Here is a 26,461-nt window from a genome sequence, read left to right on the forward strand (position 1 = left end):
CCAGTAAACGACGGCTCCCGCCGCTCCGCGAAAGCGGCATACGCCGCGGCCGCGTCCGCCGTCGCGAAATTGCCCACCTGAGCGCGGGCCTCGTTGGCCAGCGCGTCGCGCAAGGTGCTGTCGGCTCCCTCGTTCAGCAGAGCCTTGGTGTGGGCGAGGGCGATCGGCGGACCGGCCGCCAGCCGGTCGGCGAGATCGTCGACGAAGGAGTCGATCTCCGCCGCCGACACCACCCACGTCACCAGGTTCAGCGCGTACGCCTCCCCGGCGTCAATCGTCTCGGCGAGCAGCGCGAGCCGCTTCGCCTGTTGCAGGCCAACGAGTTTGGGCAACAACCAGGAACCACCGAGGTCAATCGACAGACCCCGCTTGGAGAAGATCTGGCAGAACGTCGATTCCGGCGTGGCGACGACGAAGTCGCATCCGAGCGCGAGGTTCCAGCCCGCCCCGACGGCCACTCCGGCCACCTTGGCGATCGTCGGTATCGCAAGCTCGTGCAGCTCCAGCGCGACGTCAGTCAGCCGCTGCAGCTTGTAATTCGGATGAATGTCGTCGGGGACCGAGATGTCGGCACCGGAGCAGAAGCTGCCGCCGGAGCCGGCGAGCACGAGCGCGCGCACGCCGCGGTCGTGACCGGCGGCGTGCAGCGCGTCGCGCAACGCAACCCAGAGTTCGGGGTTGATCGCGTTCTTACGGCGCGGACGGTTGAGGGTCAGGGTGCGTACTCCGGCGCGGTCTTCCGACAGCAGCACGGGGTCGCCGGGCGCGGTCAATAGCTCCTCGGCAACTTCAGAACGTTGGATCCCAGGAAGTTCAGGATCATCTCCTGGCTGACGGGCGCGATCTTCATCAGCCGGGCCTCGCGGAAGTAGCGCGTGATGTGGTATTCCTCCGCGTATCCCATACCACCATGCGTTTGCAACGCCCGGTCCGCGGCGGTGAAGCCAGCATCGGCGCACAGGTATTTCGCCGTATTCGCCTCGCGCCCACAGGGTTTGCCGTTGTCATACAACCAGGTGGCCTTGCGCAACATCAGCTCGGCGGCGTCCAGGCGTGCCAGCGAGTCGGCGAGCGGGAACTGCAGGCCCTGGTTCATGCCGATGGGCCGGCCGAACACCTCACGCTCGTTGCCGTATTTCACCGCCTTGTCCAGCGCCACCCGGCCGATGCCGAGCGCCTCGGCGGCGATCAGCATCCGCTCCGGATTCAGGCCGTCCAGAATGTACTGAAAGCCCTTGCCTTCCTCGCCGATTCGGTCCTCGACAGGCACCTCGAGATTGTCGATGAACAATTCGTTGGAGCTGACGGCGTTGCGGCCCATCTTGCGGATGGGGCGGATGTCGACCCTGCTGCGGTCGAGGTCGGTGATGAACAACGTCATCCCGTCGGTCTTCTTGGTGACTTCCTCATATGACTGGGTACGCGTCAGCAGCAGGATCTTGTCGGACTCCATCGCTTTGGAGATCCACACCTTCCGGCCGTTGACGATGTAGCGATCGCCGTCGCGCTTGGCGAAGGTGGTGATTCGCGACGTGTCCAGTCCGGCGCCAGGTTCGGTCACGCCGAAGCAGACGTGCACTTCGCCGGTCGCGACCTTGGGCAGCGTGCGCGCCTTGAGTTCGTCGGAGCCGTGCACCACCACCGGTTGCATGCCGAAGATGGACAAATGGATCGAGCTGGCGGCGTTCATGGCGCCGCCGGATTTGGCGACCTCCTCGAGCAGGATGGTGGCTTCGGTGATTCCGAGGCCGTGGCCGCCGTACTCCGGGGGAATCGTCATGCCCAGCCAGCCACCCTGAGCGATGGCGTCGTAGAACTCGGTCGGAAATTCGTGCGCCTGGTCTTTTTCCATCCAGTACTGGTCGTCGAACTTGCGCGCCAACTCGGCGACCGACCGGCGGATCAGCTCCTGATCGTCAGTCAGCTCAAAATTCATTCCGACGCTGGACATTGCGCCGCCTCCTCTTTCAGCGCGAGCAGACGCAAACTCGCATAATCGCGACCGGAGTCATGCGAGTTTGCGTCTGCTCGCGGGACCGGGGGACCCTCAGTCCTTGTTGCCGGAAAGGGCCTTCGCGTTCGCCGCGAAGTCCGCGAAGGACGAGCCGCCCCGGCCGTCCTTTTCGTGGCCCTGCGCCTTGATGGACACGTCGTGCCCCTCGGCGGCCTTGCGTAGCGCACCGACCGTCGCCTGTTCGCGCGAGATGTGGGTGAACGGGTCGAACGAGTACCAGCGCATGGCGTTCTCATGTGTCATCTTGTTGATTTCGTCGTCCGGAACGTCGTTGAGGGACAACACATCCCATAGCTCTTCCGGCGCGCCCGGCCACATCGAGTCGCTGTGCGGGTAGTCGGCTTCCCAGCAGATGTTGTCGATGCCGATCATATTGCGCAGCGCCACGCCGACCTTGTCGCTGATGAAGCAGGTCAGGAAGTGCTCACGGAAGACCTCGCTGGGCAGCTTGCCTTTGAAGTCCTGGTGCGTCCATGCGGAGTGCATCTCGAAGGTCCGGTCCGCACGCTCGAGGAAGTAGGGAATCCAGCCTGTTCCGCCCTCGGACAACGCGACCTTCAGGTCCGGGTATTCCTTGATCGGCCGCGACCAGAGCAGGTCCGCGGCGGCCTGCACGATGTTCATCGGCTGCAGTGTGATCATCACGTCCATCGGCGCATCCGGCGCGGTGATCGCCAGCCGGCCCGAGGAACCGATGTGCACGTTCATCACGGTGTCGGTGTCCACCAAGGCTTTCCACAGCGGGTTCCAGTACTCGTCGTGGAAGCTGGGATAGCCCATCGCGGCCGGGTTTTCGGTGAAGGTCAGCGCATGCACGCCCTTTTTCGACACCCGGCGCACCTCGGCGGCACACGCCTCCGCATCCCAGATCACCGGGATCGCCATCGGGATGAAGCGCGCCGGGTAGGCGCCGCACCACTCGTCGATGTGCCAGTCGTTGTATGCCTGCACCAGCGCGATCGAGAAATCATGGTCGTCGGTGGCGAACAGCCGCCCGGCGAAGCCCGGGAAGGAGGGGAAGCAGATCGAGGCCAGGATGCCGCCGGCGTTCATGTCCTTGACGCGCTCGTCGACGTTGTAACAACCCGGCCGGATCTCGTCGAGCCCAGTCGGCTCGATGCCGTACTCCTCCTTCGGCCGTCCGGCGACCGCGTTCAATGCCACGTTCGGGATGACCGTGTCGCGGAACTTCCACATGTCCGAGCCGTCTGCGTTGTGCACCAGCCGCGGCGCGTCGTCCTGGTACTTCTTCGACAGGTGGTTCTTGAACATGTCGGGCGGCTCGACGGTGTGGTCGTCGACGCTGATCAGGATCATGTCTTCTTTGTTCATGGCCGTTGCCCTTCCGTCGGGTTCGTCTATTCGATTCCGCTCCCACGCAGCCTCGGCGAATCGCTGTCCCGTGCCAAGATCACTAAAATGAAAACTATCTTCTCGCCAAGCGAGAATCAACATCCAGCGGACGCCGCGGCCGGTGTTCATCGGCTGACAAACGCCGGAGCGTGCCCGTAATTTGCCCGCGTCCGAGCGACTATGCGCTGCGGCGACTGCCCGCGTTGCGCAGGACTCCGGCATCGCCGACGACGTTCTTGCTGGCAGGCGGCTGTTTCGTTGGCCGGGCGGGCGCACGGCGCCGGTGCCGGGCGCGGCCCCGCCGGCCGGCATTGACCGGCCGAGCGTTTCGTGCAACTCTATTGGTTAGAAATGAGAATATGATTCTCCTTGGCCGAGAGGTGGCCCGGAGGAGAGCGAGAGGAGAGCGCCGATGCGGTTGCCGCCGCTGCCGGCTGATCAGTGGGACGAGGTTACCCAGAAGGCACTCTCGGCAATGCGTGGCGCGGAGACCAACAATGCGCTCAGCACCCTCGCCCACCACCCGGCGCTGGCCAAGGCATTTCTGCGGTTCAACGTTCACCTCTTGACCTCGTCCACGCTGCCGGTGCGCATCCGAGAACTGGCCATCCTGCGGGTCGCACATCGTCGCGAATGCACCTACGAGTGGTCTCACCACGTCCGCATGGCCAAGGACGCGGGAATCACCGACGACGAGATCGCCGCGGTGGAACGAGGCGAGTCCGCGGACGAGTTTGATCGCGCGGTGATCGCCGGCGTCGATGAGCTCGAGGCGAAATCACAGCTGTCCGACGAGACCTGGGCCGCGCTCGGCGAGCGCCTCAACGATCAGCAGCGGATGGATTTCGTCTTCACGGTCGGCTGCTATGCCCTGCTGGCCATGGCCTTCAACACTTTTGGCGTACAGCTCGAGAACGCCGATCAGGACCATCAAGAGAGGTAGATAAGGTGCCCCACTTCCCCAAGCCGGCCGCAGGCAGCTGGACTGAAAATTACCCCGACCTCGGCACGGCGCCAGTCGATTACACCGACTCGATCGATCCGGCCTTCTTCGAAGCCGAGCGCGACGCCGTCTTCAGGAAGACCTGGCTCAACGTCGGCCGGGTCGAGCGACTGCCGCGTACCGGCAGCTACTTCACCAGAGAACTGCCGGCGGCCGGCAAGGGCACGTCGGTGATCATCACCAAGACCAAGGACGGGGCGGTCAAGGCGTACCACAACGTCTGCCGCCACCGCGGAAACAAGTTGGTGTGGAACGATTTTCCCACCGAGGAGACCTCCGGCACCTGCCGGCAGTTCACCTGCAAGTACCACGCCTGGCGATACAGCCTCGACGGTGACCTCACGTTCGTCCAACAGGAAGAAGAGTTCTTCGACCTCGACAAGAGCAAATTCGGCCTGGCGCCCGTCCGCTGCGAGGTGTGGGAAGGCTTCATCTTCATCAACTTCGACGACAACGCGGCGCCGCTGATCGACTACCTCGGGCCGCTGGCCAAGAGCATCGAGGGCTACCCCTTCGGCGAGATGACGGAGACCTACTCCTACCGGGCCGAGGTCGGCAGCAACTGGAAACTGTTCATCGACGCGTTCGTCGAGTTCTACCACGCGCCGATCCTGCACCAGGGGCAGTACACCAAGGAAGAAGCCGCCAAGATCCAGAAGTTCGGGTATGAAGCGCTGCACTACGAGGTGGCCGGCCCGCACAGTCTGCAGTCGACCTGGGGCGGTCAGGCGCCGCCCCCGGACATGTCCATGGTCAAGCCGATGGACCAGGTGTTGCGCAGCGGTTTGTTCGGTCCCTGGGATAAGCCGGAGATCATCGAGAAGCTGGAGCTGCCGCCGGGTGTCAACGTGAAGCGGGTGCCGCAGTGGGGCATCGACTCATGGCTCTTCTACCCCAACTTCATGTTGTTGATCTGGGAGCCGGGCTGGTTCCTGACCTACCACTACTGGCCGACCGCCGTCGACAAGCACATCTTCGAGTGCACGCTGTACTTCGTCCCGCCGCGCAACGCGCGCGAACGCCTGGCCCAGGAGTTGGCCGCCGTAACCTTCAAGGAGTACGCGCTACAAGACGCCAACACGCTGGAGGCGACCCAGACCATGATCGGCACCCGGGCCGTCAAGGAATTCTTGCTGTGCGATCAGGAGGTCTTGATCCGCCATCTGCACAAGACGACCGGTGATTACGTGAAGGAGTACCAGAACAATGGCGTTACCGTCTGAATTCGCGGACCTGCAGCCGTATTTGGATTGGGACCTGGCCACCGAGCCGGAGCGCTACGCCAAGCGGCTGGCCTCTACGATGGCCGAGATGCAGGCGTTCTACGACGTCGCGTTCCCGCGCCTCAACGATGCCATCGAGTACTGCGACAAATACCCGCTGGACGATCTGCCCGACGACGCGAGGACTCTCATGCACATCATGCAGTCGCTCGTGATGGTGTCGTTTCCGATCGAGGCGTGGAAACAGGCCCGGGTGCCCGACAGCGGCGCGGCCTGGGTGGAGTGCATCCGGGAACCGGTGATTTAACCGGTGTTGACCCTCAAGGCGGCCGGGCTGCTCGACGTCGACGCCGGCGAGATCGTGTCCCCCGGCGTTGTGCAGATCGAGGGTGACCGGATCGTCGGCGTCGGGGGCTCAGGTCCCCCGGGCCCAGAAGACTCGGTCATCGATCTCGGCGACCAGATCCTGCTGCCCGGGCTGATGGACATGGAGGTCAACCTGCTGATGGGCGGCCGCGGGGAGAAACCCGGCCTGTCCCAGGTTCAGGACGATCCGCCGACGCGGGTGCTGCGCGCGGTCGGCAATGCGCGGCGCACGTTGCGCGCCGGATTCACCACCGTGCGCAACCTCGGCCTGTTCGTCAAGACCGGCGGCTACCTGTTGGACGTCGCGCTGGGCAAGGCCATTGATGCCGGCTGGATCGACGGTCCGCGCGTGGTGCCGGCCGGGCATGCCATCACGCCGACCGGCGGCCACCTGGACCCGACGATGTTCGCGGCGTTCGCGCCCCACGCCCTCGAGCTGACCGTCGAAGAAGGGATCGCCAACGGCATCGACGAGATCCGCAAGGCGGTGCGCTACCAGATCAAACATGGCGCCGAGCTGATCAAGGTCTGCTGTTCGGGCGGGGTGATGTCACTGACCGGTCCGCCTGGCGCGCAACACTATTCGGATGAGGAGCTGTGCGCGATCGTCGATGAGGCCCACCGACGTGGGCTGCGCGTCGCGGCGCACACGCACGGCGCCGAAGCGGTCAAGCATGCCGTTGCGGCCGGCATCGACTGCATCGAGCATGGCTTCCTGATCGACGACGAAGCGATCGCGTCGCTGGTCGAGCACGGCACCTTTCTGGTGAGCACCCGGCGCCTGGCCGATGGCGATGCGATGGACGTCTCGCACGCTCCGCCAGAGCTGCAGGCCAAGGCGGCCGAGATGTTCCCGAAGGCCAGGACTTCGATCCTGGCCGCCTACCAGGCCGGCGTGAAGATCGCCGTCGGCACCGACGCGCCCGCGATCCCGCACGGACGCAACGCCGACGAGCTGGTCACCCTCGTCAACTGGGGCCTGCCGCCGCTGGCGGTTTTGCGGGCGGCGACGGTGACCGCGGCCGAGCTGATCAACTCGACGGACCGCGGGCGGATCGCAGCCGGGCAGCTTGCCGACATCATCGCGGTGCCGGGAAGCCCCTTGGAAGACATAACCGTTACCCAGCAGGTGAGCTTTGTCATGAAAGGCGGCAAGGTCTATGTCGACAAATCAGCCAACCCGAACTGACGACCTGGTCGAGATCCAGCAGCTGCTCGCCCGCTACGCGGTGACCATCACCCAGGAAGACATCGACGGGCTGATCGGCGTCTTCACCCCGGACGGGACATACAGCGCGTTCGGGTCCACGTACAAGTTGGACAGATTCCCAGAATTGGTGGCCGCGGCTCCAAAGGGGTTGTTCCTCACCGGAACTGCCTTGATCGAGAACATCGACGGCGATTCGGCGAGCGGCACCCAGCCGTTGTGCTTCATCGACGGCGCCACCCACGACATGCGGATCGGCTACTACCGCGACACCTACTCCCGGACCACCGACGGCTGGCGGCTGAAAACCCGCGCCATGACGTTCATTCGCCGCAGCGGCGTGCACGACTCCGGGCGCCCGCACGCCGTCGGCCGTCCCACGCCGTGAATGTCGAGGAATTCCGGGCCGGTCTGCGCTCGTGGCTCGACGACAATGACCTGACCCCAGGCCCCGACCACTCACTGCAGGGCCATATGCGGCAGTTCGCCCGGGTCAGCCGCGCACTCTACGACGCCGATTGGATGCGCTACGGCTGGCCCACCGAGGTCGGTGGATTGGGTGGTCCCGCCGTGCTGCGCGCGATCGTCGGCGAAGAGGTGGTCGGTCGCCGCCTCGCCGAACCCGGACCCTATTCGATGCTCGAGGTGCTCGCACCCACGATGATCGATTACGCGGCCCCAGAGCTTGCCGCCGAAATGGTGCCGCGGCTGCTGAGCGGCGAAGAACAATGGTGTCAAGGCTTTTCCGAGCCGGGGTCAGGCAGCGACCTGGCGTCGTTGACCACCCGCGCAACGCAGCAAGGCGAGAACTGGATCGTCAACGGGCAGAAGGTCTGGACCAGCTTCGCGCAGTTCTCGACGCGCTGCGTCCTGCTCACCCGCACCGCACCCGGACACGACGGGATCACCGCCTTCTTCGTCGACCTCGACACCCCGGGCATCACCATCCGGCCGCTCCGGACGATGCATGGGGTCGACGAATTCTGCGAGGTCTATTACGAGGACGTGGTGATCCCGGGGAGCCGGATGCTCGGCCGGCCGGGAGACGGCTGGCGGCTCGCCATGGACCTGCTCCCCTACGAACGGTCCACCTGCTTCTGGCAGCGGATCGCGTACCTGTACTCCCGCTTCGACGAACTCATCGCGCAGGCGTCCGACGTCGGCGAGCCGAACGAATCTGAGCTTGGCGCAGCCTATCTGGCTCTTCACACGCTGCGCTGCCGATCCCGCGACACCCAGCATCGGCTGCGCGACGGGGCCCGACTGGGAGCCGACACGTCCATCGACAAGGTGCTGCTCGCCGGCGCAGAGCAGCGACTCTACGACACCGTCCGGGACCTGCTGCCCGGGGCGCTCGAGCTGGACGACACGCCGTGGCGCGCGGAATACCTGTACTCGCGCGCGGCGACCATCTACGGCGGAACCGCGGAAATCCAGCGCAACATCATCGCTCGGCGGCTACTCGACCTCGGGAAGGAGTGAACCGTGGAGTCGACGGATCCTGAGTCGCTGCGACTGCTCGAAGGTTCGCTGCGGACGACGATGACGGCCGCATCGGGGGTTAAGCTCGACGTAGCGCTGGCCGACCTGGGCTGGCGCGACATGCTGGACGAAATACCGGACGTTGCCGTGCCTCTGGTGTTCCGCCTGCTTGGTGAGACGGGCGCGCACGCGCCGATGCTCAACGACGTAATCTTATGCGAGAGCGGGGCCGCGCCGGGGGACACCCTGCCGCTACCGTTCGCCGGTGGCTCCTGGGTGATATGGGAGCGCGGCGATGCGGGCGCGAAGTCGGCGGTCGACGAGTCGCTGCCGATACACCGGGTGCCACAAGGGAGTTCTTTGCCACCGGCCGCGCTGCATGCGGGGCGGCGGGCCCTGGGCTGGTGGCTGGTCGGCGCCAGCCGGGCCATGCTCGCGCTGGCGCGCCAGCACGCCCTCGACCGCGTCCAGTTCGGGCGGCACATCAGCTCGTTCCAGGCGATCCGCCACCGGCTGGCCGAGACGCTCGTAGCGATCGAGGGCGCCGAGGCGACGCTGCACGTCGCCGCGCAATCAAATGATCACGACGGCCTGGGCGCCCTGCTGGCGAAGGCCGCCGCCGGCCAGGCCGCGCTCACCGCCGCCCGCCACTGTCAGCAGGTACTCGGCGGGATCGGCTTCACCGCCGAGCACCCACTACATCACCACGTCAAACGGTCGCTGATCCTGGACGGACTGCTGGGCAACGCACAGGAGCTCACTCGGGTGGCCGGAAAAACATTGGTAGATAAGCGGTTTGCGCCGCGGCTCGCCGAGCTCTAGCCGGTCCACGGCCCCGCCGCCACGCTCGCCGCCGGAGGACCGGAAAGCCGGCGCGTAGACTCCGTCTGGCCGCCAGGAGGATGGGACGCGATGAGTCAACCCGAGCAACCACGAAACGAGATGGGTGTCGCTGCGCTGCTCGTGGGCCTGGTCGCGCTCCTGACGTGCTGGATGCTGATCGGGGTGCCCTTCGGCATTGCGGCGGTGATCACGGGCGATATCGCGCGCAGACGCGTGCAGCGACGCGAAGCGAACAATCCGCGAATCGCGCTGGCGGGCATGGCATTAGGGGCCGTATCGATCGCGGCCGGGCTCGTCGTAATCGGGTACTACGCGTGGCGGGACGCCCGCTAGTTCCGGGGCAACCCCAGCACGCGCTCGGCGATGATGTTCCGCTGAATCTCCGACGTGCCGCCCGCAATTGTCGCGGCGAAGCTGCGCGCGTATCGATCGAACCAGCTGCGGTAATGACTGTCGAGGTTCAGCGGGGCGAACGGAGCGGTCACCGCCCGGTACACCAACCCGTCCGCGCGCGCGGCGTCCAGCGCATCCTCGGACGCCCGTTGCAGGGCTTCGGATCCCAGCAGCTTGAGCACCGATTGGGCCGGTACGTCCTCTTCACCGCGCGCGGCCCGCGATAACGCCGCGGACCCCAGGAGCCGCAGCGCGTGGGCGTCCATCACCAGGGTGGCGTAGCGATCTCGCTCCAGCGCGCTCGACGGGCGGAAATCGATGCTCAATTCGTGCAACAGGTCGACGTATCCCATCCAGAGCATGACGCGTTCGTGCCCCAGCGAGCCGGTGGCCACCCGCCACCCCCCGTTGAGCTCGCCCACCAGATTCTCGGCCGGCACCCGCGCGTCGGTGAAGAACACCTCGTTGAAGTCGACTTCGTCGCTGTCGCACATGGACGCGAACGGGCGTCGCACCACGCCCGGTGTATCGGTCGGGATCAGCAACACGCTAATGCCCTTGTGTTTCGGCGCCTTTGGATCGGTGCGCACAAAGGTCAGCAGCACGTCGGCATCGTGGGCGCCCGACGTCCACACCTTCTGCCCGTTGACCACGAAGTGATCACCGTCAAGCACCGCACGCGTTTTCAGCGACGCGAGGTCCGAGCCCGCTCCAGGTTCGCTCATTCCCAGGGCCGCGGTGATCTCGGCCCGCAAAATCGGCACCGCCCAACCTTGCTTCTGTTCGGGTGTGCCGAAGGTCAGCAACGAGGCCGCGATGATGCCCACGCCTTGCGGATTGAAGCTTTGATAGATGCGCCGCCTCCCCAGCTCCTCCAAGTAAACGTATTGCTGCAACAGCGTGGCGTTGCGTCCGCCGAACTCGGGCGGGTTGCCGGGAAGCAGCCATCCGCTGTCGAACAACAGCCGCTGCCAGCGTCGGGCCCATTGCGGCACGTGCGAACTGGAGCGTGGCCGCTCGAACGCCTCGGCCCCGGTGGGCAGGTGCGCGTCCAGGAAGGCGATGAATTCGGAACGGAACGCCTCGACGTCGGCGTCAAAGGTGAGCTGCACGCGACTCCCCGGGACGGTCGTGAGCACCGCCGGGTGTCGGTAGATCACGATTTCCGCCGACCGCGCGGTTCGCTCTTATGATTACGCTTCCAAACACACGTCTAAGAGAATAGTATTCTCATGGCGAGGAAGTTACAATCTCCGACACATGATCCGTGAGGGGGTCGAGCGCAGCGATGTCACGGCGTTCTCCGGTACAGTCCAATCATGTTCTCCCCTCGCGGCAATCAGCTGAGCCGGCCGTGACCAGCCCAAGCGAAGAGCCGGCCTGGAAGCAGCGCGCCGTCGAGAGGTCGATCAAGACGGCGAAATTGCGAGCCGCGCAACGCGTTCAGCGCTTCCTCGACGCGGCGCAGGCCATCATCATCGAGAAGGGCTCCACGGACTTTACCGTGCAGGAGGTCGTCGACCGCTCCCGTCAGTCGCTACGCAGCTTCTACCTGCAGTTCGACGGCAAGCACGAGCTGCTGTTGGCGCTGTTCGAAGACGCCCTGAGCCGGTCCGCCGACCAGATTCGCGCGGCCACGGAAAGCCAGGCCGATCCGCTGGAGCGGCTGAAGGTGGCCGTGCAACTCCTGTATGAGGCCTCCCGTCCGGATCCGACCGCCCAGCGACCGCTGTTCACCGACTTTGCGCCACGGTTGCTGGTGACCCATCCCGCTGAGGTCAAGGTGGCGCATGCGCCCCTGTTGGCTTTGCTCACCGAGTTGATGGAAGAGGCTTATGACGCCGGCAAATTGCGCGCGGGCGTCAATGCGAAGCGGATGGCTGCGATGACCATGCAGACCGTGATGTTCATCGCGCAATCCAGCGGCGGCTCCGACGATGCGACCATCCATCCCATTACCAGCGAAGAGGTATGGGATTTCTGCTCACGCGGCTTCGTCGGCTAGCGCGAACCCCGCTGCGCCGTCACCCCTGCTGGGCCTGATCAAATACCGCACGTCATTTGCTGATGAGAATCAGATTCTCTAATATTTAGAATCACAAATAGCCAAAACGGATTCGTCGTTGACACTCACGAGCGGGTGGTGACAAAGTGCAAAGGCGGCGAGATGCGCAAGCCGGGGCATGCGGCAACGGCTGTTCACGCTGAGGCATGCGATCACTAGTCAGGAGTTGAGGTAGCCATGACCGGACGTGTTGAGGGCAAAGTCGCTTTCGTCACCGGAGCGGCGCGCGGTCAGGGCCGCAGCCACGCGGTGCGGTTGGCACAAGAGGGCGCCGACATCATCGCCATCGACATCTGCAAGCCCATCCGCGAGGGAGTGACGGACACCGCGATCCCGGCCTCGACGCCCGAGGATCTTGCCGAGACGGCCGACCTGGTCAAGGGCCACAACCGCAGGATCGTCACCGCCGAGGTCGACGTGCGCGACTACGCGGCGCTGAAATCCGCCGTGGACAGCGGCGTCGAACAACTCGGCCGGCTCGACATCATCGTGGCCAACGCCGGGATCGGTAACGGCGGCGACACCCTGGACAAAACCAGCGAAGAAGACTGGACCGAGATGATCGACATCAATCTCGCCGGGGTGTGGAAAACCGTGAAAGCCGGTGTGCCGCATCTCCTGTCGGGCGGCCGGGGCGGTTCCATCATCCTGACCAGCTCGGTCGGCGGCCTGAAGGCCTACCCCCACACCGGCCATTATGTCGCCGCCAAACACGGTGTCGTCGGGTTGATGCGTGCCTTCGGGGTTGAGCTGGGGCAGCACATGATTCGGGTCAACTCGGTACATCCCACCCATGTCAAGACACCGATGCTGCACAACGAGGGCACCTTCAAGATGTTCCGCCCGGACCTGGAGAATCCCGGTCCCGACGACATGGCGCCGATCTGTCAGCTGTTTCACACCATGCCGATTCCATGGGTGGAGCCGATCGATGTCAGCAACGCCGTGCTGTTCTTCGCCTCGGACGAGTCGCGCTACATCACCGGCGTGACCCTGCCCATAGATGCGGGTAGCTGCCTTAAGTAGCATCCGGTCCGTGAATGGAATTGCCGGATTTGAAGGTCGTGGGGCGGTCGTCACGGGTGGTGCGAGCGGTATCGGCTTGGCCACCGCCACCGAATTCGCCCGCCGCGGCGCCCGCGTGGTGCTCTCCGACGTCGATCAGCCGGGCCTCGAGCAGGCGGTAAACCACCTGCGCGCCCAGGGATTCGACGCGCACGGCGTGGTATGCGACGTCCGGCATCTCCACGAAATGGTTCACCTGGCGAAAGAATCCTTCCGCCTGCTCGGCCGCGTCGACGTCGTCTTCAGCAATGCCGGCATCGTGGTCGCGGGTCCGATCGCGCAGATGACCCACGACGACTGGCGCTGGGTCATCGATATCGACCTGTGGGGCAACATCCACGCCGTCGAGGCGTTCCTGCCGCGGCTGCTCGAACAGGGCACGGGCGGACACCTCGCGTTCACCGCGTCCTTCGCCGGCCTGGTTCCCAACGCGGGTCTCGGGGCCTACGGCGTCGCCAAGTACGGTGTGGTCGGCCTGGCGGAGACGCTGGCCCGCGAGGTCAAGGACAACGGCATCGGCGTTTCGGTGTTGTGCCCGATGGTGGTGGAGACCAAGCTGCTCTCGAACTCGGAACGGATCCGCGGGGCGGACTACGGGCTGTCGTCATCGCCGAAGGCGGCGGACGGGACGCTACCGACGCAGGACGAGGGCGTCGGCGTCGAGGACGTCGCCCGGTTGACGGCGGATGCGATCCTGGCCAACCGTCTGTACGTGCTTCCGCACGAAGCCGCCCGCGCGTCGATCCGCCGCAGGTTCGAACGCATCGACCGCACCTTCTCCGATCAGGCCGGCGAGGGGTGGAACCACTAGCCGGACGGGCCGAGCCGGTACTCGCCCGTTTTCGGGTCGTGATACCAGCCGCTCGCCGCGTGGGTGCCGCCGTCGACGTGCAAAGTCTGCCCGGTCAGGTAGGCCGACATGTTGGATGCGAGAAAAACTGCGACGCTGGCGATTTCGTCGACGTGGCCCGGGCGTCCCAGCGGCACCACATCGCCGATTCGGGTCAGCGCCGCCTCGCCGCCGAGCTGCGCCAGCCCCTCGGTGAGCGTGATGTCGGGCGCGATCGCGTTGACCCGGATGCCGTGCGGCGCCAGTTCGAGCGCCGCGGTCTGGGTGTAGTTGATGACGCCCGCCTTGGCCGCCGCGTACGCGGCGTAGCCGGGTGCGGCGCGCACGCCCTCGATCGATGTCACCGAGACGATGCTGCCGCCGGTGCCCGCCGACACCAGCTGCCTCGCGATGCGCTGGGTGCACAGCAGCACGTGGCGCAGGTTGGCCCGGTAGAGCGCATCCCAACCGTTCTCACTGGTTTCCAGCAGCGGTGACGAAAACACCCCTCCGGCGTTGTTGACCAGGATCGTCGGAGCGCCGAGTTCGGCGTTCGTGCGCCGCAGCGCGTCGTCCACCTGGCCGCTGTCCCGGACATCGGTCACGATGCCCAGGGCGCCAATGGATTCCGCGGCCTGAGCGCAGGTTTGCGGGTCGCGCTCCCAGATCGCCACTGTCGCGCCGAAGGCGGCGAGACCGGCCGCGACGCCGCGACCGATGCCCGCTCCCCCGCCGGTGACCACCGCCACGCGGCCGGTGAGCATGATGTCCGAGGGATCGATTGCCATCGTCGGTCACATCACCGGTGCGCAACCGATAACGCCGTCGGCTTCCAAGTCAGCGATTTCCGAGCCGTCCAACCCCAGCCCGGCCAGCAATTCATGGTTGTGCTGCCCCAGCAGCGGCGCGTGCTGGGTGTGGAACTTCGACGGCCCTGCGGACAGCCTCATCGGCACGGTGCTGAGCCTAGCCGGGCCGTTGACCGGGTGGTCGACCTCCTCGAAGAAGCCACGAAACGCCAGCTGATCCAGTTCTGTTTGGCGGTGCGGTTGCATGACCTTGGCCACCGGAACGCCGGCGTTCCAGAGAGTAGCGACGATCTCGTCGCGGCTGCGTCGCGCACACCACGCGGCCAACGGTTCGTCGATGGCGTCCTCATGCTCTTTCCGACCCCGTGCGCTGGCCAGCTTGGGATCCCTTGCCCATGGGGGTGACCCGATAGCGGCGCACAACCCCTTCCACTGTTCGTCGGTGCTTACCGCGACCGCGACCCAGCTGTCGGGCCGGCCGAACTCGTCGATGTCGTTGCTGCGGTAGAGGTTTTGCGGCACCGCCGTCGGTCCCCGGTTGCCCGCGCGTTCCAGCACTGCCCCGTACGCGGAATATTCGATGACCTGCTCCGCGGCGATGCTGAGCGCGGCGTCCACCATCGCCGCTTCGACGAACACACCCTCGCCGCTGCGGCGCCGGTGCTCCAGCGCCAGCAGCAACGCATTCACGGCATGCATGCCCGCGTTCGGGTCACCGATCGAGTATGGGTCGTACGGTGTGCGGTCGGCGTATCCGGTCAGCCACGTCAATCCGGACGCGGCCTCGATGACATACGCGAATGCCGGGTTGTCGCGCCACGGGCCCTCCAGTCCGAAGCCGGGCATCCGCACCATCACGACGTCGCGCTTAATCGATTGGACCGCAGTGAAATCCAGGCCCATCTGGTCGAGCACGCGTGGCGTGAAGTTCTCCACTATCACGTCGCAGGTCGCGATGAGACGGCGCAGGAGATCTCGGCCGCGCGGACTCTGCAAGTCCAGCGTGAGGCCCTTCTTGTTGGTGTTCAGCGCCGCGAAGATCGGCGACTTCTCCCACCACTGGTTCTCGCTGGCGGGCACGCCCGCGATCAGCCGGGTCCCGTCCGGACGGCGGGTCGATTCCACGTGGATGACTTCCGCACCAAGCATCGCCAGAAAGTGGGTGCAACAGGGGCCGGCCCAGAACGTCGTCATGTCAAGCACGCGAATCCCACTCAGAGGCAGCCGATTCCCGTCGCCGGTGGGCACGGGCCGGGGTATCAATTCTGCGGTCCGGTACTGCGCCGTGTGCTCGCCCAGCTGCGGTGCCGGTTGCGGCCGGCGAAGCCGCGCGGGCGTCATCCGGTAGGGATGGCCCGGCTGCTGGAACCGGCCGCCCGGGTTCTCGACAAACGAACCGCGCTCGCGGAACTGGTCGAGCGATGCGACGTTGGCACCGTTGGCAACCGGGGCGTTGGGGATTCGGAAGGCGGTTGCGAGTTCGCGTATCTCGTCGACCGTGTTGCTTTCGAACCACGCGTAGATTTCGTCGGCATTGAGGTTGGCCCGCTCGGTGATCGTCAGCGATGAGTCCTCGTCGATCCATTCGGGGTGGCCGACCATCGCGCACAAGTCGAACCACTGCTGCGCGGTCCCGCATCCGACGTCCACCAGTCCGTCCTTGGCGCGCGCCACACCCGGTACGGTGACGCGGCGCGCATCCCGCCAGGGCCGCCCGAGCATCTCGAAATAGGTGACGGGATAGTAGGTGAGAGAAAGGATCTGCGTTTCCAGCATGGACAGGTCGAGAAGTTCCCCCGGTTCATCGCCGCTTCGGCCGTGTCGCGAAGCGAGCATGGCCGCGCTCGCGTAGGCCCCGGCCAGATACTCACCGACTTGCCCTCCCACGAATACCGGTGCGCGGTCCGCCTCGCCACGTCCGAGGCCGATGATCCCGCCCGACCACGCCTGCAACGTGAATTCGGTGGCCGCCCTGTCGTTCCAGGGCCCCTCCAGGCCGAATGGCGTGATCGACATGACGGTGAGGTGCGGATGGCGGCGGTGCATGACCGCGGGCGCGAACTCGGGGCGCTCAGCGACTCTCGAGCCGGCGGACCACACCACCGCATCCGCGGCTGCCAGCAGCCTGTCGACCAGCTCGACGTCGACGTCGAGCCGTGGATCCACAACGACGCTGCGCTTCGACCCGGCCAGAAAGCCAAACAACGCCCCGTCGCCGCCGGGTGGTATGACGGCGCCAGAGGCGGACCAGGAACGCAGTGGATCGCCTTCGGGCGGCTCGATTTTGACGACGTCCGCTCCACCGTCGGCCAGCAACTTGGTGCAGTAGGCGCCCGCGATTCCGGTGGATAGCTCGACCACGGTACAGCCGGCCAGCGGTGGCTCGATGGCGGACTCCGTCACTACCGCTTCCGCTTTCGATTCTTGGCGCCCCCGCTCTTGCGTCCCTTCTTGCTCAGGCGCCATTCCTGGGGGAACTTGTCGTCGTTGTCTTTCACCGCTCCGCCCAGACCCCGATCGATGGCATCACCGAGCATGAAGTCGTCGCCGTCGGGTCGGACCGCACTGCCCATCGACTCGAAGAATCCGCTGAGCATGCTGCCCATGTACTCGCCCTGAAACTGTTTCATGATCTCGAAGAAGACCTTCTGCATGAACACCGTGTCGGTTGGGCGATTGCGCGCGCAGGCCAGCGCGTACTTCTCCACCTCCGCTTCCAGCTCTGCTCTGGGGACCACGCTGTTGAGGAAGTTGCAGTCGTACATCTCCGCGGCGGTGAAAGCCCGTCCGGTGAACACCATTTCCTGGAACTTCCGGATCCCCATCGTCTGCGCCCACCACCACATTCGCGGACCCCAGCCGTAATACCGGAAGGAGGGATGCCCAAAGAGCGCGTCGTCGCTGGAGATCACCAGGTCCGCGTCGGCCGCTTGGTAGAAATGCCAGCCGTAGCAGTAGCCCTTAGCCTCGAGGATGCTGATCTTCTTGAAGTCCTGCAGGCCCCTTATCCCCGAGTTCGGGTTGGCGTACCACTGGCCCAGGGTGGCACCCCGCCGAAACGAACCCTCGGGCGGAAAGCTGACGTCGTCGTCGCCGATCCGATACTCGGCGAGCCGGTGCTGCTGGTCGGCGGAGTTCTGCGCCGCCATTTCCTCGATCAGGTCCGCACCCGAGCCGAGATCGTCGCCGGCTCCGCGGACCACCAACACCTTGACCTCGTCGTCGATCGAGGCGCGGTGTAACAGGTCGGCGTAGCGCAGCCTGGCGGCGATCGTGGGTGCATTGAGTTGGCCCGGCCGATCGAACGTAATGGTGGCGATGCGGGTCTCGGCGTCCTTGTCGTACCTGACGATCTCCTCCGCTGGAGGTTTAGGCTTGCCGGCCATGGCTATTCGCGCCAAGCAGGACTGTCGGTCAGCACCTCGGAGCCCTCGGCGGTGATCAATACGGCTTCCCGTCCGAAGACCGCACCGATTCCCTGTTCCCATACGTAGCCCGTCACGGCCAGCACCATGCCCGGATCCAACCGTTCCCCGGTCGCGGTCACCGGCAGGTGCGTCGAGATCACGGGCGGATCAAAGCCCATGCCCAGCCCGCGGGCCACCGGCATCGGCGGCGGCGCCTCCCCGGCGGCCTGGTAAGCACCCAGCAATTCGTTCGCGGCGGCGCCCGGGCGGCATGCGGCCAGCAGCCTGCCCCACAGGCTGTCCCAGCGTCGATACAGGGTGGCCGCGCCGCGCACGGCGCCCACCGGCCACGTGCGCCCAACCTCGCCGATGTACCCACCGGCCAGCACACCGGCCGAAAACGCCACCAGGTCGCCGACCTTGACCCGGCCGTCACCGGTCGCCCGCCGCCACGGATGATCGGGGGACGTCACCCACGCAACATCCTGGTTCGACGGGGTACTCACCCCGCCGGCCGCGACGGCCTCCAGCAGGACACCGGCCAGCGCCTGCTCCGTTACCCCGGGCCGTAGTTCGGAAACGGCGGCGGCCAAACCCGATTGGGCGACCGAGATCGCCTCCCGCAACGCAACCACTTCTTCGGCCGTCTTGATACGCCGGGCGGCCCGCATCGCCAGCTCGCCGTCCACGAGCTCTGCATTGGGAAACGCCGTCGGCAGCAGTTGTGCGAAAATCGGTGATATCGCGTCGGTTCCAAGACGCCGGGCGGTGGATGCGCCGTCGATGCGCCGCAGCGCCGACATGGTGTTCGTCGGGTTCCACGAGATGCCGTACAGGTTCTCATGTGGAATCTCGTCGGGGATGCCCTCATCCCAGGTGCTGAGGAGATGGATCGCCCCCGTCTCACGCACCAGCACACACGCGGGGCCGAACGGCCGGGTCCCGGCGACCCACAACTGTGGTGCTCCGGTGACGTAGCGGACGTTGGCTTGGCGGCCGAGGACCAGCACGTCGAGGTCGTGCGCCGCCATCTGATCCAGCACACGCCGGCGGCGTCCCGTGCGCAGCGCGCGGTCGTCGGGGCAAACTTCAACTGACATGGGAGCCATAGGGGTCATAGGGGTAGTCGGTCAATCGGATCCAGCCCTCCTCGGTGATTACCAGGACCTCTTCGCTGCGGTAACCGCCGGTGCCGTCTTCCCACACCACGGGCTCCAAGACCAGCACCATGCCGGGTTGCAGGACGAAATTCTCGTCGAATTCCTGGCCGAGATCGGTTCCGATCATGGGCATTTCGGCCGCGTTCACGCCGATGCCGTGGCCCAGGTAGAAGTGCGGGAGCCATGGCTTGCTACCGCCGTTGGCGTTGATGGCGGCCCGGCCCAGATCCGCCGCCGTGGCGCCGGCCTTGGCGACACCCAGCACGGCGGACATGATCGCGAACCATTTGTCGAACTGCGCCTGCTGGCGGGGTGACGGGTCCCGGCCGACGATCCACGTGCGTCCGAAGTCCGAACAGTAACCGTGGTAGGTGATGCTGACGTCGGTCCACAGCACGTCGCCTTCGGCCAGTTCGCGCTCGGTACTCAGCAGGGGCAGCGCGAGGTCGCCGTGTGTGGTCCATACGCCATCGGCCTTGCTCGGCGGCATCACCTGCCAGATCGGCTCCAGCATGCTGGCCGTGGCACCCAACTCGAAGGCGCGCCGCAAAAAGCTTGCGGATAGATCGATCTGGCGAACACCTGGCGCGAGCCGCTTCTGGACCTCGACCATCGCCTCGTCGGTGATCCGGATGGCGGTGCGCATGCAGGACAATTCGTCCGGCGTCTTCACCGCCTTCGCGGCGCTGACGATGGCCGCGGCATCGATGGGCGCACCGCCGCGGAACAACGACTTCGCGGCGCGCGACATGGCACCGGTGCACTCATCGACCGCGATCACCGCCTGCGCCGGAATCAACTCGGCCAGCAGTCGCGCGAAATCCTCGACGCCCTCGTCGAATTCGAGATACACCGGCCCGTGCAGATGGTCGGCGGGCAGATCCGACTCCGACGCGGCGCCCTCGCGGAAGGGCAGGAACAAATGCGGCCACTCATCCCCGGCGAGCACCACGGCCACCGGCCGCTCCACATAGGACAAGCCTGCATCACCGAGCGGCCAGCTGGTTCCGGTGGCATAGACCACCGCGCTGTTGCCCAGCAGTATCAGTGCATCGACGCCGCGTTCGGCCATCGCCGAGCGCAGCCGAGTCCCGGTCTCGCGGCGCATGCGGCCCAGGTCGGGCGTCTCGGGGATCAGCAGGCTACTGGTGCGCGCACCCGCGTGCGCGAACGTCGTCATCGGTCCCGCCCCTACAAGCCCAGGAACTTGGTGACGTTGCCGCTCACGATTTTCGCCGCATCCGCGGGCCCGACAGCATCGACGACGGCGGCCAGTGACTTCTCCGAATAGCCGTAAGTGCTTTCGTTGTGCGGGTAGTCGCTGGACCACATCACCTTGTCCACACCGATCTTGTCGATCAGCTGCAGACCGAGCGGGTCGACCATGAACGACGCGCTCATGTGATTGTCCCAGTAGTACCGCACGTCATGCTGCAACGGGCGGTTGAACATGTGCTGGTATGAGGCCACCAGGTGCTCGGCGTCCTGCAGGGCCCACGGGACCCAGGCGATGCCGCCCTCGAACCAACCGATCCGCAGGCCCGGGTGGTCGTCGAGTATGCCGCCAAAGATGTACTTGGAGAAGGTCTCCCGGAAGCCATCGATGTTGATCATCATTCCGACGACGACGCTGTTGAACTCGGTCGGGCTCTTCGGCGGCGTTTCCCCGATGTGGTGCGTAATCGGAAGACCGGCGGCCTCGATCTCGTCCCAGACCGGCCTCATGGAGGTGCTGGAGTAGTCGATCGGGTTACCGTCATCACCCTTGCCGGGATTCAGCGGCATCAGGAAGGTCTTGAGGCCCAACGACTTCAGTTCCTCCAGGGTCTTGCGCGTGCCCTGCGGGTCCCACCAGTTGATCAGCCCGGCGCCGTAGAAATGGCCGTTGGAGCGCTCCTGGAGTTCGGCGATGTACTCGTTGTAGATCCGGAACGCGAGCTCACGCAGATCCTTGTCCGGGTAGTGGAAGAGCGCCAAAATCGCGTTGGGGAAGGCCAACTCCTTGTCGACCCCGTCGTCGTGCAGCTCCTGGATGCGGGCGTCGATGTTGGTGCTCGCCGCCCCGGGCAAGTCGTCGTACTGCATCAGCACCGCGCTGAAGTCACCCGGCAGGAACGACTGTCCCTTGCGGCCGACCTGGTAGGCGCCATCCTCGTACCAGATTCGCGGCGCCTTGTCCTTGAGATCGTCCGGAAAGCGTTGGTAGAAGATGTCGTCCGCCAGAGAGATGTGATTGTCCGCGGAGAACACCACGGTTCCCGCCGGCAGGCCGATTTCCGCGCCAGAGGCGTGACCGCGCCGGTCCTTCGGGGCGCCGAAGCCTTCGGGTGGGTAAAGCGAAACGGTGCTTGTGTGAGTCGTCATCATTGACCCTCCATTCGGATCGGCATTTTCACAGTAGTGACCTGCGGGCTACCAGGTCACCGGAAGTTCGTAGACGCCGTAGGCGAGCCGGTCGTCCTTGAGGGGTACGTCCTCGACCGGGACGGCGAGTTCCAGCGTGGGCACGCGGCGCAACAGGGTGCGGTAGACGATCTGCAGCTCGGCGCGGGCGAGCTGCTGCCCCACGCACTGATGCCGGCCATAGCCGAAGGCGACGTTGCGGTCGGCCCCCGAGCGGTGCAGGTAGAGCCGATCGGGTTCGGCGAACGCGTGCGGATCCCAGTTGGCCGGGGCCAAGTCGATGATGATGCCTTCGCCGGCACGGATCGTCTCCCCGGCGATATGGATGTCCTCGAGCGCGACGCGGCGCTGGCCGTTCTGAATGATGCTGAGGTAGCGCAACAATTCCTCGACCGCGCTGGCGACGACCTTGGGATCCTCGGCATCGCGGATGACTGCCAGCTGGTCCGGGTTCACCAGCAGCGCTAGCACCCCGAGTCCGATCATGTTCGAGGTGGTCTCGTGCCCGGCGATCAGCAGACCGGTGCCCAGCTGGGCGGCCTCTTTCACGCTGAGCTCACCGGCTTTCACCCGCTCGGCAAGGTCGGAAACCGCGTCCTCAGCCGGGTTCTCCAACTTGGCCTCGACCAGCTGCGCAAGGTACTTGTGCAGGCTCATGGCGCCCTTGACGGTGTCTTCGCCCGTCGCATAACGCGCGAGGCCGACGTTGGCGTGGTGCTGGAACATGTCGGCGTCTTCGTACGGAACGCCGAGCAGCTGGCTGATCACCAGGGACGGGACGGGCAGCGCCAACGCGGTGACCAGGTCGGCGGGGCAGGGTCCGGCCAGCATCGCGTCGATGTGGTCGTCGGTGATCTGCTGAATGGTCGGACGCAACCCTTCAACCCGCTTGAACGTGAACGGTTTCGACAACATGCGCCGAAATCGGGTGTGCTCTTCCCCGTCGGCGGTGAAAACCGATCGCGGACGCTTGTGCACGGTGGACAACATGCCCGCATTCCAGTGCGGAAACCCGGGCAGCCGGTCGTCGACACTGACCCGCGAATCCGAGAACAGCTCCCGCACTTGCTCGTAGCCGGTGACGAGCCACGGTGTGCTGCCGTCCCAGATCCGGACTCGGGACAGCGGTCGCGCGTCGGCCAGCGCCATGACGCCCGGCGGCGGGGCGAAGGGGCAGCCCGCCTGCCTCGGCATCGGATAATCGGGGATTTCGGGGGCCACCTCGGCCGCAGAAGTGTTCGTCAGCGTCTCTGACATGTCATTCCTCGATGTGAATGGCCAGCGCGGGGCACGCCGCGGCGGCTCGCCGTGCGCCCTCGGCCTGTTCGGATGATGGATTGGGGTTGAGCAGAACGACGACACCGTCGTCGTCGCGCTGGTCGAACACCTCGGGGGCGTTCATCACGCAGTTTCCCGACGAAGCGCAGACGTCTTGGTCGACAGTCACTTTCATCTGCAGACCCTTCACTCGTACGGCGTCACGGGCGCCAGCCACAGGCCGACGATCGCGTCGATGAGACCGGATGCGGCGGCCCGCCAGGATCGCTGGGGGGGCGAGGCACCCCCGGCAAGCGCTCGTTCCCGATCGGCGCAAGTGTGCATCAACAGGTTGCGGGCCATGATGTTTCGTTCGAAATGCACTTCGGCCGGCAGGTTGGGCAGACAGCGGTTGATGCCCTCGACGACCTGAACCAGCGACGGTGAGCTAAGGGCGCCCTTGACGATGATGTTGTAGTACGCGGGATCGGTCATCGCCTGCGCCGCGAAACGCGCGTACCAGGTGGGGTTGCCGAGCACTTCGAGGTGATCGGTGAGCGGGCGCACCAGGCACGCCACCCAGTCCCTCATCTCGGTCGAACCACCCGATTCGCGTAGCTCGCTCACCATCTGCTCGCGCAGCCGCTCGACCGGCAAGCGGTGCTTCTGTTCGATCGCGCGCACCAGGTCGGCCTTGGTGCCGAAGTGGTAGCCCACGGCGGCGTTATTGCCCTGCCCGGCGGCCTCGCTCACCTGCCGATTCGATACCGCGAACATGCCGTGCTCGGCGTACAACCGCTCAGCCGCGACCAGGATCGCTTCCTGGGTGGAGCTGGCCCGCTCCGTGCGAACCGTCCGGCCGATGGTGGTCACCCGGTTAGTCAACCGCGGGCCGGCGATTAAGTCAAGCGATTGATTTAATTCGGGCCAGTTTAGTCCGGCGATCTCCACTTCGGTGCCACATAGCGGACAACGGGTGACAAAGGTCCCTCGCCCCTAGTCGCTCCGCTGGGTGACGATGGCTTCTTGCGCGGCGGCAACGTGGCGGTGTCAGAACGGTGAATCATTGCGGGGGTAGGGATGTTGTCAGCCAGCCGGGTCTCGGCGATCGAGGAATCGGCGTGGTTTCAGTCGAAGTGGGCTCCCTACCTGTTGACCGATGCGGATTTGCGCATCCGCGCGGTGAACCCGGCCTGCGAGCTCGTGTCGGGACACCCGCGGGAGGGCCTGCTCGGCCACCAGCTGTTCGACGTCTTCCCGGATAACCCGCGCGATCCGGAAGCGGACGGAGTCGCCAACGCTTCCGCGTCGCTGGAGTTGGTCCTTCGTCGCGGGATCCGGCATTGGCTGGGGGTGCAGCGGTATGACATTCCCGACTGGCGGAACCCGGGCGAGTTCGTCTACAAGGTTTGGACGCCGGTGAATTCCCCGATCAAAGAGGGCAAGAAGACCGTTGCCGTGCTGCAGCATGCCCAGGACATCACCCGCGTCGTGCCGCCGGCGCCCACCGACCGCGCGTATCCGAAACTGCTCGAGTTGAGGAGCGCTGCCGAGGTGCTGGGGCGCCAGTTCCCCGACCTTCCCCTCGAGGCTGTGCTCAGCGTGCTGGCGCATTCCCACAGCGTGATCATGGAAAGTGCTGGCGTGGAAGACCTTAAGCGCGCGGAGGCACTGGCCAAGCTACGGCTCGAAACCCACGCCGGACATCCCGCCGAAGGGCCATGACGTCACCCTCACTCACCCTTGCGCGACTCGTTGCGTGGGCGAATCACCTTCCCGGCGGATGTCCCCCCGTCTACCGGTAGCACGGCCCCGGTGACATAGCGGGACCGATCGGTGGCGAAGTACAGCGCCGCCTCGGCGACGTCCTCGGGAGTGCCCTCCCGCTTCAGTGGCCGGTCGTCCCGCATTCCCTGGCGAATCCGCGCTTCGAACCGCGCGAGCTCATCGGGGTCCACGTCGACCGCCGACGAAGCCAGGATCGGCGTAGGGATGCTGCCCGGGGCGATGGCGTTGACCCGAACTTCGTGGCGCGCCAACTCAATTGCCGCGGACTTGGTGAACTGGATGACCGCGGCTTTGGATGCCCGGTAGATCATCACCCCGCCGCCAGCCTGGATGCCGCCGATCGACGTCAGGTTGATGATCGATCCGCCCCCGGATTCGGCCATGTGCCGGGCGGCATCTCGGGTACCGGCCATCACTCCCAGGACGTTGACCCCCATCACCCGGTGGAAATCGGTCAGGTCGTCGTCGAGCAGAGGGCGCAGCGGGCTCGAGATGCCGGCGTTGTTCACCATGACGTGCAGACCGCCGAATTTCTCGACGGCGGTGGCGATCAGCGCCCCGACCTGTTCGGGATCGGAGACGTCCGTGCGCCGAAACGCGGCGCCGGCGCCCAACGCTGCGGCCAGCTCCTCTCCCCGGTCGGTCTCGATGTCGGCGATGACGACTCGCGACCCCTCGGCCACGAACCGTTCCACTATTCCGCGACCGATGCCGGACGCACCGCCGGTGACGATGGCAACCTTGCCATCCAATTCGTTGACCACCCGATGAGTTAATCGGCGGCGAGCGCGTTAAGTCAAGCAATTGATTTAAGCGGCCCGTGCGGGCCGGTACGGCCTTAGGGGTTCCCCTCGTCCCGCGCACGCGCCATGCTGAGGGGCCAGTGCATCGGGAAACTCGGGAGGTTTGCACATGAAGGTTCTGGTCGTCGGCGGCAGCGGACTCATCGGATCGCAGGTCGTCGCCCAGCTCAACGAGCTGGGACACGAGGCCGTCCCCGCCTCGCCGAGTTCGGGGGTCAACACCATCACCGGCGAAGGCCTCGCCGAGGCTCTCGCCGGTGTCCACACGGTGGTGGACGTCTCCAACTCGCCATCCTGGGCCGACGACGATGTCCTGAACTTCTTCACCACCTCCACCCGCAACCTCCTCGAGGCGGAGCGAGCCGCGGGAACGCAGCACCACGTCGCACTCTCGATCGTGGGAGCCGACCGGACGGCCGAAAGTGGTTACATGCGGGCAAAAGTTGCCCAGGAAAAGGAGATCGTGGAATCGGGATCTCCGTATTCGATCGTCCGGGCGACCCAATTCTTCGAATTCGTTGAGGGCATTGCCGATTCGATGGCGGACGGCGACACGGTTCGCGCACCGCACGGGGCGTTCCAGCCCATCGCCGCCGCGGATGTCGCCACGGCCGTGACCCGCGCGGCGAGCGGCGACCCGGTCAATGGGGTGATCAATATCGCCGGCCCCGAGAAGCAGGGCATGGACGACTTCATCCGGACTCGGTTCGCCGCAACCGGCGATGACCGCCAGGTGATCACCGACAATGACGCCCGCTATTACGGTGCGGTGCTCGACGACCGCAGCATCGTCCCCATCGACGGCGAAGACGTGGTCGTCTACCCCACCACATTCAGCGCCTGGATGGCCTCCAGCGCGGCGGGCGAGACCCGCTAGGAAAACAGCACTTCGAAATTGCCGTGAGGGCGGTGATTCGTCATCGACCGCACGGCCCTGGCGGCAATCTCGACATCCACTACGTAGGTGGTTGCGCTGAGCCCCGCGGCCGAG

The 26,461-nt window shown here is 65.7% G+C and carries 27 protein-coding genes; 13 read left to right on the top strand and 14 right to left on the bottom strand.

Going from position 1 to position 26,461, the window contains the following annotated elements; all coding sequences use genetic code 11:
• The 3 genes from A5750_RS14080 to A5750_RS14090 form a co-directional block, all read right to left on the bottom strand.
• The coding region (locus A5750_RS14080; protein WP_066958082.1) for an enoyl-CoA hydratase/isomerase family protein at positions 1-773 on the bottom strand (773 nt) is incomplete at its 3' end.
• On the bottom strand, positions 770-1,936 hold the full coding sequence (locus A5750_RS14085; RefSeq protein WP_067263531.1) for an acyl-CoA dehydrogenase family protein: 1,167 nt from the start codon (positions 1,934-1,936) through the stop codon (positions 770-772). The genes A5750_RS14085 and A5750_RS14080, both read right to left, overlap by 4 nt.
• 111 nt (positions 1,937-2,047) lie before the next feature.
• Positions 2,048-3,346, bottom strand: a complete 1,299-nt coding sequence (locus A5750_RS14090) for an amidohydrolase family protein (RefSeq protein ID WP_066958050.1) — start codon at positions 3,344-3,346, stop codon at positions 2,048-2,050.
• A 433-nt stretch (positions 3,347-3,779) separates the two neighbouring features.
• On the opposite strand from A5750_RS14090, the gene A5750_RS14095 reads away from it, so the two are divergent.
• The 8 genes from A5750_RS14095 (at position 3,780) to A5750_RS14130 (ending at position 9,824) form a co-directional block, all read left to right on the top strand.
• Entirely contained in the window at positions 3,780-4,310 is a 531-nt protein-coding gene (locus A5750_RS14095) for a carboxymuconolactone decarboxylase family protein (RefSeq protein WP_067263534.1), read from the top strand.
• A 5-nt stretch (positions 4,311-4,315) separates the two neighbouring features.
• On the top strand, positions 4,316-5,593 hold the full coding sequence (locus tag A5750_RS14100) for an aromatic ring-hydroxylating dioxygenase subunit alpha (protein ID WP_067263541.1): 1,278 nt from the start codon (positions 4,316-4,318) through the stop codon (positions 5,591-5,593).
• Positions 5,577-5,900, top strand: coding sequence for a hypothetical protein (locus A5750_RS14105; RefSeq protein WP_066958044.1), 324 nt, complete (start codon positions 5,577-5,579; stop codon positions 5,898-5,900). Before A5750_RS14100 ends, A5750_RS14105 begins: the two co-directional genes overlap by 17 nt.
• Positions 5,901-5,903: 3 nt before the next feature.
• Complete coding sequence (locus A5750_RS14110) at positions 5,904-7,148, top strand: amidohydrolase family protein (RefSeq protein WP_067263544.1); 1,245 nt, start codon at positions 5,904-5,906, stop codon at positions 7,146-7,148.
• Entirely contained in the window at positions 7,120-7,554 is a 435-nt protein-coding gene (locus A5750_RS14115) for a nuclear transport factor 2 family protein (protein ID WP_066958040.1), read from the top strand. Before A5750_RS14110 ends, A5750_RS14115 begins: the two co-directional genes overlap by 29 nt.
• Entirely contained in the window at positions 7,551-8,648 is a 1,098-nt protein-coding gene (locus A5750_RS14120) for an acyl-CoA dehydrogenase family protein (protein ID WP_067263548.1), read from the top strand. The genes A5750_RS14115 and A5750_RS14120 overlap by 4 nt, the downstream gene beginning before the upstream one ends.
• A 60-nt stretch (positions 8,649-8,708) precedes the next feature.
• Positions 8,709-9,470: an acyl-CoA dehydrogenase family protein gene (locus A5750_RS14125; RefSeq protein ID WP_082959113.1), complete on the top strand. Its 762-nt coding sequence runs from the start codon at positions 8,709-8,711 to the stop codon at positions 9,468-9,470.
• A gap of 90 nt (positions 9,471-9,560) precedes the next feature.
• Positions 9,561-9,824 carry a DUF4190 domain-containing protein gene (locus tag A5750_RS14130; RefSeq protein ID WP_067263557.1) on the top strand — a complete coding sequence of 88 codons (264 nt, stop codon included), beginning with the start codon at positions 9,561-9,563 and terminating at the stop codon, positions 9,822-9,824.
• Here A5750_RS14130 and A5750_RS14135 read toward each other — a convergent pair.
• Positions 9,821-10,996 carry an acyl-CoA dehydrogenase family protein gene (locus A5750_RS14135; protein WP_067263751.1) on the bottom strand — a complete coding sequence of 392 codons (1,176 nt, stop codon included), beginning with the start codon at positions 10,994-10,996 and terminating at the stop codon, positions 9,821-9,823. The genes A5750_RS14130 and A5750_RS14135 overlap by 4 nt on opposite strands.
• Before the next feature lie 242 nt (positions 10,997-11,238).
• Between A5750_RS14135 and A5750_RS14140 the strand changes: the two genes are divergently transcribed.
• The 3 genes from A5750_RS14140 (at position 11,239) to A5750_RS14150 (ending at position 13,825) form a co-directional block, all read left to right on the top strand.
• Positions 11,239-11,889 (top strand): TetR/AcrR family transcriptional regulator, encoded by a 651-nt coding sequence (locus tag A5750_RS14140; RefSeq protein ID WP_067263559.1) that lies wholly within the window; start codon positions 11,239-11,241, stop codon positions 11,887-11,889.
• A gap of 237 nt (positions 11,890-12,126) precedes the next feature.
• The gene (locus tag A5750_RS14145; protein ID WP_067263562.1) at positions 12,127-12,975 is read left to right on the top strand and encodes a mycofactocin-coupled SDR family oxidoreductase; all 849 of its coding nucleotides are present in this window, start codon (positions 12,127-12,129) and stop codon (positions 12,973-12,975) included.
• A gap of 19 nt (positions 12,976-12,994) precedes the next feature.
• A complete protein-coding gene (locus A5750_RS14150) occupies positions 12,995-13,825 on the top strand; it encodes an SDR family NAD(P)-dependent oxidoreductase (RefSeq protein ID WP_156659786.1) in 831 nt (276 codons plus the stop codon).
• Here A5750_RS14150 and A5750_RS14155 read toward each other — a convergent pair.
• The 9 genes from A5750_RS14155 to A5750_RS14195 form a co-directional block, all read right to left on the bottom strand.
• Positions 13,822-14,631 carry an SDR family NAD(P)-dependent oxidoreductase gene (locus A5750_RS14155; protein ID WP_067263566.1) on the bottom strand — a complete coding sequence of 270 codons (810 nt, stop codon included), beginning with the start codon at positions 14,629-14,631 and terminating at the stop codon, positions 13,822-13,824. The genes A5750_RS14150 and A5750_RS14155 overlap by 4 nt on opposite strands.
• Positions 14,632-14,637: 6 nt before the next feature.
• Positions 14,638-17,055 carry a CaiB/BaiF CoA-transferase family protein gene (locus tag A5750_RS14160; RefSeq protein WP_067263569.1) on the bottom strand — a complete coding sequence of 806 codons (2,418 nt, stop codon included), beginning with the start codon at positions 17,053-17,055 and terminating at the stop codon, positions 14,638-14,640.
• Complete coding sequence (locus A5750_RS14165; protein ID WP_067263572.1) at positions 17,055-18,038, bottom strand: enoyl-CoA hydratase/isomerase family protein; 984 nt, start codon at positions 18,036-18,038, stop codon at positions 17,055-17,057. The genes A5750_RS14160 and A5750_RS14165 overlap by 1 nt, the downstream gene beginning before the upstream one ends.
• A 2-nt stretch (positions 18,039-18,040) precedes the next feature.
• Positions 18,041-19,159 carry a Xaa-Pro peptidase family protein gene (locus A5750_RS14170; RefSeq protein WP_067263573.1) on the bottom strand — a complete coding sequence of 373 codons (1,119 nt, stop codon included), beginning with the start codon at positions 19,157-19,159 and terminating at the stop codon, positions 18,041-18,043.
• Entirely contained in the window at positions 19,149-20,399 is a 1,251-nt protein-coding gene (locus A5750_RS14175; RefSeq protein ID WP_066958015.1) for a Xaa-Pro peptidase family protein, read from the bottom strand. The genes A5750_RS14170 and A5750_RS14175 overlap by 11 nt, the downstream gene beginning before the upstream one ends.
• An 11-nt stretch (positions 20,400-20,410) precedes the next feature.
• Positions 20,411-21,472: an amidohydrolase family protein gene (locus tag A5750_RS14180; RefSeq protein WP_197505428.1), complete on the bottom strand. Its 1,062-nt coding sequence runs from the start codon at positions 21,470-21,472 to the stop codon at positions 20,411-20,413.
• 159 nt (positions 21,473-21,631) lie between these two features.
• Positions 21,632-22,879, bottom strand: coding sequence for a cytochrome P450 (locus A5750_RS14185; protein ID WP_067263576.1), 1,248 nt, complete (start codon positions 22,877-22,879; stop codon positions 21,632-21,634).
• Position 22,880: 1 nt separating this feature from the next.
• On the bottom strand, positions 22,881-23,075 hold the full coding sequence (locus A5750_RS14190; protein ID WP_066958072.1) for a ferredoxin: 195 nt from the start codon (positions 23,073-23,075) through the stop codon (positions 22,881-22,883).
• Positions 23,076-23,086: 11 nt separating this feature from the next.
• A complete protein-coding gene (locus A5750_RS14195) occupies positions 23,087-23,752 on the bottom strand; it encodes a TetR family transcriptional regulator (RefSeq protein ID WP_067263579.1) in 666 nt (221 codons plus the stop codon).
• A 207-nt stretch (positions 23,753-23,959) separates the two neighbouring features.
• Between A5750_RS14195 and A5750_RS14200 the strand changes: the two genes are divergently transcribed.
• Positions 23,960-24,604 carry a PAS domain-containing protein gene (locus tag A5750_RS14200; protein ID WP_067263582.1) on the top strand — a complete coding sequence of 215 codons (645 nt, stop codon included), beginning with the start codon at positions 23,960-23,962 and terminating at the stop codon, positions 24,602-24,604.
• Positions 24,605-24,612: 8 nt separating this feature from the next.
• Here A5750_RS14200 and A5750_RS14205 read toward each other — a convergent pair whose 3' ends face one another.
• A complete protein-coding gene (locus tag A5750_RS14205; RefSeq protein ID WP_067263585.1) occupies positions 24,613-25,431 on the bottom strand; it encodes an SDR family NAD(P)-dependent oxidoreductase in 819 nt (272 codons plus the stop codon).
• Between the two features lie 148 nt (positions 25,432-25,579).
• Between A5750_RS14205 and A5750_RS14210 the strand changes: the two genes are divergently transcribed.
• Complete coding sequence (locus tag A5750_RS14210; protein WP_067263588.1) at positions 25,580-26,347, top strand: SDR family oxidoreductase; 768 nt, start codon at positions 25,580-25,582, stop codon at positions 26,345-26,347.
• Positions 26,348-26,461: the final 114 nt, after the last annotated feature.

Source organism: Mycobacterium sp. 852002-51613_SCH5001154, assembly GCF_001667425.1.
GTDB lineage: Bacteria > Actinomycetota > Actinomycetes > Mycobacteriales > Mycobacteriaceae > Mycobacterium.